Source organism: Paenibacillus sp. MB22_1 (assembly GCF_047200555.1).
Taxonomy (GTDB): domain Bacteria; phylum Bacillota; class Bacilli; order Paenibacillales; family Paenibacillaceae; genus Fontibacillus; species Fontibacillus phoenicis.
Window position 1 is genome coordinate 1252197 of record NZ_JBLADV010000001.1, and the last position, 14369, is coordinate 1266565.

At 54.4% G+C, this 14369-nt stretch carries 10 protein-coding genes; all 10 read left to right on the plus strand.

What is annotated here, in order from left to right:
* Positions 1–101 precede the first annotated feature (101 nt).
* The 10 genes from ACL02P_RS05810 (at position 102) to mutL (ending at position 14369) form a co-directional block, all read left to right on the plus strand.
* Positions 102–1619 carry a carboxypeptidase M32 gene (locus ACL02P_RS05810; RefSeq protein WP_412836941.1) on the plus strand — a complete coding sequence of 506 codons (1518 nt, stop codon included), beginning with the start codon at positions 102–104 and terminating at the stop codon, positions 1617–1619.
* Between the two features lie 196 nt (positions 1620–1815).
* Positions 1816–2817: an ABC transporter substrate-binding protein gene (locus tag ACL02P_RS05815; protein WP_036646375.1), complete on the plus strand. Its 1002-nt coding sequence runs from the start codon at positions 1816–1818 to the stop codon at positions 2815–2817.
* 34 nt (positions 2818–2851) lie between these two features.
* Positions 2852–3631, plus strand: a complete 780-nt coding sequence (locus ACL02P_RS05820; RefSeq protein WP_009226581.1) for an ABC transporter ATP-binding protein — start codon at positions 2852–2854, stop codon at positions 3629–3631.
* A gap of 90 nt (positions 3632–3721) precedes the next feature.
* On the plus strand, positions 3722–4468 hold the full coding sequence (locus tag ACL02P_RS05825) for an ABC transporter permease (protein WP_085982556.1): 747 nt from the start codon (positions 3722–3724) through the stop codon (positions 4466–4468).
* 273 nt (positions 4469–4741) lie between these two features.
* Positions 4742–5233 (plus strand): hypothetical protein, encoded by a 492-nt coding sequence (locus ACL02P_RS05830; RefSeq protein WP_009226583.1) that lies wholly within the window; start codon positions 4742–4744, stop codon positions 5231–5233.
* Between the two features lie 460 nt (positions 5234–5693).
* A complete protein-coding gene (locus ACL02P_RS05835; protein ID WP_028540110.1) occupies positions 5694–6689 on the plus strand; it encodes an aromatic acid exporter family protein in 996 nt (331 codons plus the stop codon).
* Between the two features lie 64 nt (positions 6690–6753).
* Positions 6754–7299, plus strand: a complete 546-nt coding sequence (gene cotE / locus ACL02P_RS05840) for an outer spore coat protein CotE (protein WP_016312022.1) — start codon at positions 6754–6756, stop codon at positions 7297–7299.
* 145 nt (positions 7300–7444) lie between these two features.
* Entirely contained in the window at positions 7445–8965 is a 1521-nt protein-coding gene (locus ACL02P_RS05845) for a putative amidoligase domain-containing protein (protein WP_412836942.1), read from the plus strand.
* A 74-nt stretch (positions 8966–9039) separates the two neighbouring features.
* A complete protein-coding gene (gene mutS / locus ACL02P_RS05850; protein ID WP_009226587.1) occupies positions 9040–11895 on the plus strand; it encodes a DNA mismatch repair protein MutS in 2856 nt (951 codons plus the stop codon).
* A gap of 371 nt (positions 11896–12266) precedes the next feature.
* The gene (gene mutL, locus ACL02P_RS05855) at positions 12267–14369 is read left to right on the plus strand and encodes a DNA mismatch repair endonuclease MutL (RefSeq protein WP_412836943.1); all 2103 of its coding nucleotides are present in this window, start codon (positions 12267–12269) and stop codon (positions 14367–14369) included.

A 14369-nucleotide genomic window follows, 5' to 3' on the forward strand; every position in this document is an offset into this window, starting at 1 on the left:
AAAAATTAACGAATTCGTCTACTTAAAATTTGATTATACGTTTAGTTAAAAGTATCATCAAGAGTAGCAACTATATTTCACCAGTAAAGGCGGGAGTTGTCATGAAACAGGAAACGGTTGAGAAATGGGAGCTCTTTCGGGAGCTTCTGCAGAAGATTCATGCATACGGGGAAGCGGTCGCGCTGATGAACTGGGATTTACGCACCGGTGCACCGCGCAAAGGGGCGGAGACCCGGGCAGCGACCATCGGATTGTTGTCCACGGAAGCTTTTAAGCTGCAAACGTCAGCCGAGATGGGCGAGTACTTAGCTTATTTGAACCAGCCTGCCGTCCTGGAGGAATTGGATGATGTGAAGCGTCGGATGGTGCTCGATGTGCAGGAGGAATACGACCGAAGCGTCAAGATTCCGCCACAGAAATTCCGCGAATATACGGAGCTGACAGCCCATGCCGAAACGGTGTGGGAAGACTTTAAGGAGAACAGCGATTTCGCCGGCTTTGAACCTTATTTAACGAAAATCGTGGCAAAGATTCAGGAGTTTATCGACTACTGGGGTCCGAAGGCTACGCGTTATGATACGTTACTACATATGTATGAACCGGACCTGACTACGGAGAAACTCGATCAAGTTTTTGGCCAGCTGCGCGATCGACTCGTTCCCTTGGTTGAGGCGGTAGCTGGAGCGAAGAATAAGCCGGAAGCTCCATTCCTGAACCAGCTGTATGATAACCAGCAGCAAGCGAAGTTTAGCCGGTTCCTGCTCGAACAAATCGGCTACGATTTTGAAGCCGGACGGATTGACGAAACGGTTCACCCGTTCCAAACCACGATCAACCATGGCGACGTGCGGATCACTACGAACTACAAGCAGGATGATGTCGCCAGTGCCATCTTCAGTTCCTTGCATGAAGGCGGGCATGCGCTTTACGAGCAGAACGTATCGAAAGAGCTGGCTGGAACGCCGCTGGGCCAAGGAACGTCGATGGGGATCCATGAGTCCCAGTCCCGTTTCTGGGAGAACTTCGTTGGGCGCAGCCTGCAATTCTGGCAACGGTATTTCGGCGAGTTGCAGCAGCATTTTCCAGAACAGCTTCAAGGGGTTACGCCGGAGCAGTTCTTCCGCGGCATCAATCGTGTAGAGAACTCCTTAATCCGGATTGAAGCGGATGAGCTGACTTATAACTTGCATATTATTATCCGTTATGAGATTGAGAAGATGCTCTTTAATGAAGGGTTGCCGGTCAGCGAGCTGCCGAAAGTCTGGAATGAGAAATACCGCGACTATCTCGGCTTGACTCCGCCTAACGACGGGCTTGGCGTTCTGCAGGACGTACACTGGTCGGCCGGTCTGTTTGGGTACTTCCCATCCTATGCGCTTGGCAACATGTATGCTGCCCAAATCGCCAATACGCTGCGGAAAGAGCTGCCGCAATTTGAAGAGCTCGTCGCCGAAGGCAACTTCCAGCCCATCAAGGAATGGCTGACTGACAAAATCTACAAATACGGCAAGAGCCGCAAACCGTCCGAGCTGATCCTTGCGGTCACCGGCGAGGAGCTAAACCCGGACTATCTTGCAGATTATTTGGAGCAAAAATTCAAAAGCATTTACGGCATCTAAAGCGATATCGATCAACAGCTGTCCCTAAGGCGGATTTCATCCGCGCTTAGGGGCGGCTTTTTTTGTGCATCAAACTTGGAGTGCCCCGGCACGGCTTAACCTTTTGTTAGGCTATCGCATAGTATTTAGTATCTTCTGGCCAACCGATAGACAACGATTGGCTATGAAACCCCATTTAGAAGGAGAGGTGAATGGCATGAACAACGTAAGAAAGGGGTTATGGATCGCGCTCATCGTCCTCCTGACCGCAGCGCTAAGCGCTTGTGGAGGAAGCGGCAAAGCACAAAAGGTCAAAATCGGGGAAGTCACCCGTTCCGTATTTTATGCCCCTCAGTACGTCGCATTGGAAAAAGGTTTCTTTAAAGAAGAAGGACTGGACGTGGAGCTGCAAACAACGGCGGGTGGTGACAAAACGATGACGGCATTGCTGTCGGGGGCCATCGACGTGGCGTTGGTCGGAGCCGAGACGTCGATTTACGTGTATCAGCAAGGCTCCACAGATCCCGTGATCAACTTCGCTCAATTGACGCAAACCGACGGTACCTTCCTGGTTGCCCGGGACTCCGCCGAATTTGATTGGGAGATGTTGAAGGGGAGCGTCTTTCTGGGTCAACGGAAGGGAGGCATGCCGCAAATGGCCGGCGAGTTCACCCTGCGCAAGCACGGGATCGATCCACATCAGGATCTGGAGTTAATCCAGAATGTGGACTTCGCCAACATCACGGCTGCATTCATATCGGGAACGGGACAATTCGTTCAGCTGTTTGAACCCCAAGCCTCCATCGTGGAGAAGGAAGGGAAAGGATACGTCGTCGCTTCCTTTGGTACGGAGAGCGGCAGGCTGCCCTATACGGTATTTATGACCAAGCAGAGCTATATCAAGGATCATTCGGAAATCGTCCAGAAGTTTACGAATGCGATTCATAAAGCCCAACGCTGGGTTCAATCGCATACGCCGGAAGAAATTGCCGAGACGGTTGCGCCTTATTTTAAAGATACGGACATGGAGATCTTGGTCAGCTCGATCAAGCGGTATCAGGAGCAGGGAAGCTATGCAGAAACGCCGGCTTTGGCGGAGGACGCCTGGAACAACCTGCTTGACGTGATGGAAAGCGCCGGAGAACTCAATGAACGGGTGGAAGCGGATAAGCTGGTGGATAACAGCTTTGCCGAGCAAGCCGTCAAATCCGTCAAATAACATGAACGTGAACGGAAAAGGAGCGTGAGCGCTTTTGCCATCTGTCGTGGAACTGAAAAACCTAGATCTGGTCTACGTGACGGACCGGGAGGCCGTCCTCGCCTTGCAAGGGATGAATTTAGCGGTAGAGCCTGGCGAATTCATCAGTTTGGTTGGTCCCAGCGGTTGCGGAAAGACCACGCTTCTTTCCGTCATGGCTGGTCTGCTGGCCCCATCCCGGGGAGAGGTGCTCCTGCACGGCAAACCGGTAACGGGCCCCACCCCGCAGGTGGGGTATATGCTGCAGCAGGATTACTTGTTCCCGTGGCGGACGATTCTGAGCAATACCGTACTGGGGTTGGAACTGACCGGAAGGTTAACGCCGGAAAGTGTGGAGCACGCGCGGGCGTTGCTGGCCGAAATGGGGCTCGGCGATACCGCGAAATTGTATCCCCATCAGCTGTCGGGCGGAATGCGCCAACGGGTGGCCCTTGTGCGAACGCTGGCGACCGATCCGGAGCTGCTGCTGCTGGATGAGCCGTTCTCAGCGCTGGACTACCAGACGAAGCTACAGCTGGAGGATTTGGTGTGGGGGACGCTAAAGCAGCGGAAGAAAACGGGCGTATTGGTGACCCACGATCTATCGGAGGCGATCGCGGTCAGCGATCGGGTGATCGTGCTGGCCCCCAGACCAGGGCGAATTCGCAGCATGTACGAGATCCCGGAGGCGATCCGAAACGCGCAGCCGTTCTACGCCCGGGAAGCCGAGGGATTCAACGAACTGTTCCATGAAATCTGGCGGGACTTGGAAACGTCAGAAAGGGAGGAGGGATAGCTCTTGGCACAGCCCAGAACCAAACCGAATACCCCTCAGGAAGCCTGGCTGCAGGAGAAATGGCAACTGCACCGCAAGCGCAAGCGGCGGATGAGCAACTACGTGGTGGGCGTTCAGGCCTTGATCCTCGTGTTGTTCGTCGGACTTTGGGAACTCGCGGGCCGACTGCGATGGATCGATGTGCTGATCTTCAGTTACCCGTCCAAGGTTGGACAGCAGATTGTCAAAGATGCGGTCAGCGGGGAATTATGGCCGCATCTGGCGATGACGGTTGGGGAAACGGCAGTCGGTTTTCTGCTTGGGACGCTGATCGGCACCTTGTTGGCCGTCCTGATCTGGTGGTCGCCGTTTCTCTCCCGCGTACTGGACCCTTATATGGTCGTATTCAACAGCATGCCGAAGGTGGCGCTCGGCCCGATCTTTATCGTCCTGTTCGGCGCCGGCTTTACCGCCATCGTCGTTACGACGCTGTCGATCACCGTGATTGTAACCACCTTGGTCGTGTTCAACAGCTTCAATGAGGTGGACGCGAACTTGGTCAAGGTGATCCGCACGTTTGGCGGCACGCGGCGCGCCGTGTTTATGAAGGCGATTCTGCCCGCCTCGTTCCCCACCATCGTGTCTACGTTGAAGGTGAACGTAGGGATGGCCTGGGTCGGCGTCATCGTCGGGGAGTTCCTCGTTGCCAAAATCGGGCTCGGTTACCTGATCGTCTACGGGTTTCAAGTGTTTAACTTCACCCTGGTGCTGTCGAGCCTGGTCATCATCGCCATCGTGGCGACGGCGATGTATCAGTTGGTCGTCTATATCGAAAGGAAGCTGGTGAGGGAGCGGTAACGCTCCCTACAAGATTTCCCCATTATCAGGAAATCAAAAGTCAAAATAAGCGCACCGGGGGCTGGCATATGTTGAATTATCGCGTTAGGAACAAGTTCACTGGTCAATAAACAACTCAAAACTAAGAAAAAAGAGGGAAATATAGAAAAATATAAACTTCGGTTTCTTAAAAATGAAAAAAATGTAACCATCATAATTGGCTAATATTGTATGATATCTACACAAACCGTTTATTTACATAAATTTGAATTTTTTTCGGAGGTTTACAAGTCTGTGAAGAAAACAAAGGTATCAGCTGTTTGGATCGCATCGGCTTTGTTATCTCTTGCCCCGGTTGCATCTGCGTCTGAAAATGTTGCTCCGGTATCCGCTCAATCTGTGGTGTCATTGTCAGCTACGGAAGAAGTATCAAACATTAAACCTACAATTATTGATGACAACATGTTCTATCCAATGGATGCGCATCTCATTAATAATGTCACTCATACAGGTTCTTCGGCATATACTGGTAAATTTACTACAGCGCCCGAAAATGGTATCTATTTGAACGTTTGGGTTAAAAATAATGCTTCTTCATCTGTCTTTATTGATATCAGCCGTAATGGTCTGAAAATTACAGATGGTTATGAATTAAAGGTAGGAAGTCAAAAAACAATAAGCTTTGAAGATATGTTAGGTAATGGATTATCCGGAGATTGGGAAGTTTATATCTATAATAAAACTGGGGATAAATACAATCTTAATATCAATGCAAGACAGTTCTGATTCTAATTATTTAAGAAAACAGGAAGATCGCCCTATCCGGCCAGCTTGGTCAGGTAGTTGGCGATCTTCTTCTTTGCTGTCCTGTGCCAGGCATGTAGGGTCAGGCCCTTTTGCTTGTTCAGGTGCACTCCTCAAGCAAGGGACAGTCTTTGCAGCTCTTGGAGTCCGACTTGTGTTGACGTTACCCTGCCGGTCCGTGGTCGGTGATCAAAACGGCCTGCGACCATTCGAATTTCGAATGAGGATTTCACGGATCATTGTTGTGCAAGATCGCTTTGCAGCATGATCCCGTTCGATCAGATCAGGAGAAATGGGGAGAACCCTTACCGAAAGGGATCATCGTACAAAGCTTCCTCTTCCTTAGACAGCAAAGGTTGAGGGTGAAAGTGGGATTGTTTGGATTCCGAAAATCAAGTAGGATATTTTCATAGATCGGTTTCGACAAAAAGGATGGGATTCCATGGGGTTTCGGGTCATCAAAACGGCAATCGCCACGCTAATGGCAATATTTATTGCGGATGCCTTAGGGGTGCCTGGTGCCAATTCGGCGGGACTGCTGGCGATTTTAGGGGTCGACGTCACCCGCAAGCGCAGCCTGGCATCGATAACGGCACGTTTTTTTGCTTCAACTTTGGGGTTGTTGCTTGCTTTTGGCATCTTCTACTTCCTTGGGTTTCATATTTGGGTGCTGGCCATTTACATCCTCGTCGCTTTCCCATTGATCGCTCGCGCGGGCTTCAAGGAAGGGATTGTGACCAGCTCCGTTGTCGTGTTCCGCGTATTTAGCGGCGGGGAGATCTCCTGGCACGTGCTGTTAATCCAGGTGGAGCTGCTGATCATTGGGTTGGGTTCGGCCATGGTTGTCAATTTTCTGTACATGCCCAAAACGGAAGACAAGCTGCTGGAAACTCGGCGTGAGGTGGATGCTTTGTTTTCCGGCATATTTCAGGAGATTGCCGCTTCGTTGCGTGATCCCTACCGCTTATGGGATGGCAAGGAGATCACCGATGCGGCCCGAAAGATCGACGAGGGTTATGCGCTCGCGAAACGGGCAGCCGAGAACCAGATGATCTCGCCCAACGAGGCCTGGACGGCGTATTTTATCATGCGCAAAGAACAGTTAAGCCGGATCGAAGGGATGCTGGAGCTGATTTCGCAGGTGTACCATCGGATCCCGCAAGGCGAATTTGTGGCTGTATTGTTTGATCGGCTTAGCGTAGATGTGAATCAAGAGGAATATACGGGGATTACCGAGCAGATGCTCGCGGAGCTGGAGGAGGAGTTCAAGAAAATGGAAATGCCTTCAACCCGTGAGGAATTTGAAATGCGTTCAGCCATTTTGCAGTTATGCCGAGAACTTTCCTTATATCTAGCTGTCTCCAAAAAAAACAAGGCTCCCATTCCACGAATCGCGGAAAAACGGGGAGCAAAACGAAAACAGGCGTCAATAAAATAGTTGTCACCCTAGACGAATGTCCTGCATACACTTGTATTGAATGATGTATGGAGGAGGTTCTAACATGTCATTGAAATATCAAAGTAGAGAGATCATCACGAAAGCGATCTGCGGCAAAGGTCGTAAGTTCTCTACCGTAACACATACCGTGACTCCCCCTCATAAACCGTCGAGCATCCTGGGGGCCTGGATCATCAACCACCAGTACGAAGCGGTCGCAGCGGGAGACGGAATTGAAGTTATTGGTACTTACGATATTAACATCTGGTATTCGTACGACAAGAACTCGCAGACCGAGGTCGCTAAAGAAACGGTATCGTATGTTGAGAATGTACCGCTGAACTACTTGGATTCCAGACACCGTTCGTCGACGGTGGAAGTGTCCGCAGAAGCCACGCAGGAACCGAGCACCGTCGAAGCCACCGTATCGGGAGACGGCCGCGTATCCATTCGGGTGGAACGCGAATTCGCGGTGGAACTGGTTGCCGAAACGAAGTTGAACGTGCTGGTCGTGCCGAACAGCGGCATTGATGACAAGGACTACGATTTCGGCTCCGAGCTCGGCGATTATGAAGATTTGGATCCGGATCTCCTCGACGACGAACTGTAATTCGATCAGGAAGCAAGTAGGCAAAGGGGTAAGTATCAACAGTTTCAGTGTACACTGTAGCATATGCGGCAGGGGCGTCGTCGAAGAGGGCGGCTGCCCTCTTTTTGTTTTTATTTTTGAATAATACCTCTATCGAAGACGGGGGATGAACTCAGTGGTGAAGGATGAGCACCTCGTACTAAAAATGCGTCTGGGCTCCAGCACATTTAAAGCTCGGCTGCTGCAGGCGTTGGAACGTTTGGGCGGACCCTACCGGGTGTTGAAAGGACCGGAATCATCCAGCAGAGCGTTATTGCGTACATCTTCGAGTTTCGGCAGGAAGTCAGCGGGGGCAGGTGCCGCTTCGGGAAGGCGGCTCGTACGAACCGCTGCAGACGATTCCCAATGGATTTACTACGGACGTGAGGAAGCGTATTGGGGCGGCCGGGTCCAGGAAATCGTGTTGGGACGGCCGACACACTCGCTGGAAGACTGGCGGCGCCGGCTCGAAACCGCTGGGCTGAAGCCAACGCCTGAGGCAAGAACCGCTCAAACAGCTGCAAGCACTACTGCGTCATATCTCCGCCGCTATGCCGTTACGGTATTCCACTTGCGGGCCTGGGAGGTACGTCCGCTTGGTAAAGCGGGGCTAACGCTCCCGCTCTTGGGGGAAGCCTTGTCCCCGGAGTCACCGCTTTATAAACGCCTGAGGAACACGGCGGTTCGGGCGCTATACGCCGTGGGACTTGATTTTGGTGAAGTGGTGATCTCGGCCGGGGAAGAGGGGAAATTTACGGTGGATTCCATCACCCCGATCTCGGACCTCGGCAGCGCGGCAACCAAGGCCATTGCCCAGGCGATGCGAGTTACCCTGGAGGAACAGGAGAAGCTGCTGGACTCACCGACAGAGCGGTTGATTGGGATGGACCCCGAGTTTTTGCTGTTTGATCGTGCCCATGGGAAAGTGATTCCGGCTTCCCGTTTCTTGCACTTTCATGGGGAAGCGGGCTGCGATGTGTTGCGATATCGCGGGCAGCGGATATTTCCGCTGGCAGAGCTAAGGCCGCGCCCCGGCAAGGAACCGCGCGATGTTGTCGTTCATTTGCTGCGCGCATTTCATGAAGCCCGAGCTTCCATCGAAGATCAAGGGCTGATCTGGCAGGCGGGGGCGATGCCGCAACGCGGTTTTCCGTTGGGCGGACACCTGCATTTCAGCGGAGTGTCGTTAACTCCAGAGTTGCTGCGGACGCTCGACAATTACCTGGCGCTGCCGCTAGCTCTACTGGAGGATCCCCGAAGTGCGCCACGTAGACCGAAGTACGGGTTTCTCGGCGATTTTCGGTTCAAGGAGTACGGCGGCTTCGAATATCGCACCTTACCTAGCTTCCTAATCTCTCCGCTCGTCACCAAAGGGGTCGTGGCATTGGCGCGCTTCATTATCGAGCATGCGGAACGCTTAAAGGCACGACCGTTGGAGAAGGAGGCGGTTTGGACGGCGTTTTACACCGGCAGAAAGCAACCGCTTCGCGAAGCGTTACCCCGCCTGATCGCCGATATCCATGAAGTTCCCGACTATACGCGATATCAGGGATATATCGAACCTTTACTGAATGCCATTCAGTCCGGCTATGTCTGGGACGAATCTGCGGATATTCGCCCCGCCTGGAAATTGCAAAATCCTTCATAACCGGGTTGCCCTTTTCTGGTATAATAGGATTCTATGAAAGACCTGAATGTGCTTAGGTTAATTGGAGGGGAATCATGGCTACCTACACGCCGATGATTGAGCAGTATTTACGGATTAAGGCGGAAGCGCAGGATGCGTTTCTGTTTTTCCGGCTGGGCGATTTCTATGAAATGTTTTTTGAGGATGCAATCCTGGCTGCGAAGGAGCTTGAAATTACACTGACCGGGCGGGACGGGGGCGCCGAAGAGAAAATTCCGATGTGCGGTGTTCCCTACCATTCGGCGGACAATTATATTCATCGTTTGATTGAAAAAGGATACAAAGTTGCGATCTGCGAACAGATGGAGGACCCGTCGCAAACCAAAGGCATGGTTCGGCGTGAGATCGTCCGGGTCATCACCCCGGGGACGATCATGGAAGGGAAAACCGTCGGCGAACGGACGAACAACTACATCGTGTCGGTCACTGAACGGCAGGGGATGATGGCTCTGGCTGCCTGTGACCTGTCCACGGGGGAGCTGTACGCGACGTCGGCGCCGGCGAACAAAGAGTGGCTGCGCGACGAGATTGGCCTGTACGACCCGGCGGAAATCATCGGGGACAAGGAACTGCTGGATTGGATTGCGGGACAAGCTGCTCCGCTGAGCAAGCCCGTCGTGTATACGCCTTGGGCGAAAGCGAAGGAAGATACGGCACGATCGCTGTTTGGCGAGGCCGAATGGATTCGTCTGGAGCCGGAGCGGCGGGACAATATCGCTGTCCTGGTCGGTTATTTAAGCGAGACGCAGAAGCGCTCGCTGGGACAACTTACGAAAATATCGGCTTATGAGCCGGAGCATTTTATGATTTTGGACCCGTTTACACGACGGAATCTGGAATTGGTTGAGACGGTTCGCGAGCGTTCGAAAAAAGGATCGCTGCTGTGGCTGCTTGACCGCACGGAAACGTCAATGGGCTCCAGGCTGTTGCGGCGCTGGATCGACAAGCCGCTGCTGCAGAAGACGCGGATCGAGGAACGTCTGGAGGCAGTGGAGCATCTGCACAGCGCGTTTATTTTGCGCGAGGATTTGCGCGGCGCTTTGCAGGACATCTACGATCTAGAGCGGCTGGTGGGACGCGTCGCCTTCGGCAATGCGAACGGTCGGGATTTGGTCGCCCTCAAAACGTCGCTGCTTCAGGTGCCGGCGATCAAGACGCTGTGCGCAGACTCGGCCTCAACCACGTTGAAGCGGATTGCTTCGGCAATGGATGAGTGTGCGGATCTGGCCGACATGATTGATGCAGCGATCGCTGACGAACCGCCGGTGTCGGTGCGGGATGGAGGCCTTATTAAGGCTGGGTATCATGCAAGATTGGACGAGCTTCGCGAAGCCAGCGTTAACGGTAAACGCTGGATCGCCGAGCTGGAAGCGGCTGAACGGCAAGCAACGGGGATCAAATCGCTGAAGATCGGTTACAACAAAGTTTTTGGCTATTATATCGAAGTGACGCGCGCCAATCTGTCTGCATTGCCGGAAGGGCGGTATGAACGGAAGCAGACGCTGGCGAATGCAGAACGTTTTGTTACCCCGGAACTGAAGGAGAAGGAAGCGCTGATTCTCGAAGCTGAGGAGAAGATGGTCGATCTGGAATACACGCTGTTTAACGAGCTGCGTGAACGGATCGCTGCGGATATCCCTCGCTTGCAGAAGCTGGCTGAGCAAATCGCTGAAATCGATGTGTTGCGCTCGCTGGCGCAGGTAGCCTCGGACAACAGCTTTGTGAAGCCGAAGCTGACCGACGGCTACGATTTCATTGTGGAGCAAGGCCGGCATCCGGTGGTGGAAGCGGTGATGAAGGATACAGCATTTATCGCCAACAGTACGGAGCTCCGCAAGGACGAGGCGAGCATCCTGCTGATCACGGGTCCTAACATGGCTGGAAAGAGCACGTATATGCGGCAGGTTGCGCTGATTTCGATCCTGGCGCAAATCGGCAGCTTTGTGCCGGCGGCCAAAGCGGAGATTCCGCTGGTCGACCGCATTTTCACGCGGATTGGGGCAGCAGACGATCTGATTGGCGGGCAAAGCACCTTTATGGTGGAGATGGCCGATATTCAGATCATGACGGAAAAGGCCACCCCGCGCAGCTTGATCATCATCGACGAGCTGGGCCGGGGCACCTCGACCAGCGAAGGGATGGCGATTGCGCAGGCCGTGATCGAATACGTCCACGACCGGATTGGCTGCAAGGCGCTGGTGTCGACGCATTTCCATGAGCTGGCTTACCTGGAGCACAGCCTTCGCGGGCTGAATAACTACAGCATGGCGGTGCAGGAAAGCGGCGACAAGGTGCACTTCCTGCGCAAATTGATCCCCGGCGCGGCCGACACCAGCTACGGCATCTACTGCGCGCGGCTGGCCGGCCTGCCGGATGAGATCATCGGCCGGGCGTACGGGCTGCTGAAAGAGCTGGAGGAGAAAAGTCCGTTGGCGGACGGGGGCAGCGTTGCGGTGGCTGGTTTAACCTCTGGGACAGCAACGGTGGATGTGGCTGCAACAGCCGCAGCTTCTTCGCTGGCGGCTCAGCCGCTTGTGACGAAGGAGCAGAACGATCAAGTTGTGCGGGTAACGGCAGCAGCTGCAGGAACAGCTGTGGGTACGGCTTCAGCGGATGCTGCTGCAGCTTCGGCAGCAACAGAGGCTGTGGCTGAGATGGAAGCTGCGGCTACGGCTGAGCCGCTTGCCGGTGAAGTTGGCCCGGTCGTGCAGCTTTCGATGTTTGGCGACGATGAGCCGCTGGTTCAAGCAAAGCCAGCCGCTCAGGCGCCGGAAGATCCGGCAACACGTACGATCATTAACCTGATTAAAAATGCCGATTTGGTGAACATGACACCGCTGCAGGCTATGCAGCTGGTCAATGATCTGAAGATGAAGGCGAAGGATTTGTAAACGTACGGTAGATACTAGGAAGTCAGTTACAGAACGGAACAGGGGCAACGTTGTACGATGATTTTGAGGAACCAAACGGTTTATGTATGATGATATCTATGCATGGGCACCACCACGGCTTGGGAAACTGTCCGCTCGGTGCCATTGTGTATGAAATTTCGAATAGAATGAAGTTCAGTTCCGCGGTTTTAGCGGAATGTATATGAAAAATCGAATAGATTGGAGCGAAATCCCGGACATGCCCCGGATTATGTATGAAATTTCGAATAGAAACGGCGATTTGGTCGTTTTTTTCGGGAATATATATGAAATTTCATATAGATTTGTCCAGATTTCGCAAGAACGGTCAAACAAGGAGGGAGGGAATAGCTATGGCAAAAATCGCAATATTAGATGAGCATATCGCTAACCAGATTGCCGCTGGGGAAGTGGTCGAGCGCCCGGCTTCGGTGGTCAAGGAGCTGGTGGAGAACGCCATTGACGCAGGGGCTACCAAAATCGAGGTCGCCGTTGAAGAGGGTGGAATGCAGCTGATCCGCGTGACCGACAACGGCTCGGGGATTGAACCGGAGGATTGTGAAACAGCGTTTTACCGCCATGCGACAAGTAAAATTACCTCCGGACGCGACCTGTTCCAGATCCGGAGCCTCGGGTTCCGCGGTGAAGCCTTACCCAGTATCGCGGCGGTCGCCAAGGTTCGGCTGGTCTCTTCAAGCAACGATTCCGGGCTCGGGCGGGTGATTGAAATCGAAGGCGGCTCGTTGAAACTCAATGAGGACATCGCTGCCCCGCAAGGAACGGATATTGTGGTCAAGGAATTATTTTACAATACACCGGCAAGGCTGAAGTATATGAAGACGATCCAGACCGAGCTGGGGCATATCTCTGATACGATGTATCGTCAGGCGCTGGCTCATCCTGAGATTGCTTTTACGTTGCGGCATAACGGCAATACGTTGCTGCAAAGCCCGGGAGGCGGCGATCTGCTGCAGGTCATTGCGGCCGTCTATGGCGTGAATGCCTCCAAAGGAATGGTGCCGATTGAAGCGGAGGATCTGGATTACCGGGTGACGGGGTATATTGGGCGTCCGGATTTGGCGCGGTCCAGTCGCTCGGGCATGTCGACGATTGTGAACGGCCGGTATATCCGGAATCAAGGGCTTCATCAGGCGATTTTGCGCGCGTATCACACGCTGTTGCCGATTAATCGGTATCCGCTAGTGGTGCTCATGCTGGAGATGCACCCATCCTTGGTTGACGTGAACGTGCATCCGTCCAAGCTGGAGGTGCGCTTCAGCAAGGAGCCGGAGCTGAACAGTTTTGTGGAGAACAGCGTGCGCGCTGTGCTGTCCGGGCAGGTGCTGATCCCGCAAGTCGTGCGTCAGACGATCGGGAAAGGCCCGAACCGCTCCGTGATCCAGGAGCAGTTCCACTTCCTCGCGCCGCCTCTAGGCACGGAGGAGGGCGCTTCCGCCGCCGGCCAGACGGCTGCGGCGGCGGAAAGCACGCTCCGGCCGCCGGGCAGCGGCGGCGTGGAGCGTGGCGCAGCCCCGCGGTCCGCGGGCGCGGACCGCGGCTGGACCGGGGCGCCTGCGCTCGGCGCCCCGATGGGCGGCGCACCGGCTGCGCCCGGTGCGGGCGGCGCGCTGCCGCGCAGCGCCGCCTATGACGCTCCCGCAGCGGCCGAAGGCCTGACGCTGCGGGAGCGGGGCGCAGCCGGCGCCGGCACGTACGGCGCCGCGCCAAGCCAGGCCAAGCCGCAAGGCGGGCTTGGCCAACCAAGCGCCGCCGCCTACGGGGGCGGCGGCGAGCGGCAGCCGCTGCCACCCGAGCGGCTGCAGGAGATGCCGGAAGCGTTGTACGGCTCGCCTGCGGCGGCGCCGGAGCTTCCGGCGTTTCCCGAGCTGTCCTTGATCGGACAGCATCACGGGACCTACCTGATCGCCCAAAACGATCAGGGGCTCTATATCATTGACCAGCATGCCGCCCATGAACGCGTAAATTACGAGTACTATTACGAGAAGTTTGGGCGGCCGGCCGATGCTTCACAAGAGCTGCTTATTCCGATTACGTTGGAATTTACCCCATCGGACAGCGCGAAGCTGCAGGAGCGGCTGCACTGGTTCGAACAGGTGGGGGTTGTACTTGAGCATTTCGGAGGCGGTACCTTCCGCGTGGTGGCGCATCCGTACTGGTTCCCGCAAGGAGAAGAAGCAAGCATTATTGAAGAAATGGCCGAATGGGTGCTGAACGAACGGGCCATCGACCTGGCCAAGCTGCGAGAGGCTTCATCCACGATGGTCTCGTGTAAGGCGTCGATCAAGGCGAACCAAAAGCTGACGCCGGAAGAGGCGAACACGCTGATTCGCCGGCTGGCTGCCTGCAAACAGCCGTACACCTGCCCGCACGGGCGGCCGATCATCGTTTCGTTCTCCACGTATGATTTGGAGAAGCTGTTTAAGCGGGTCATGTAA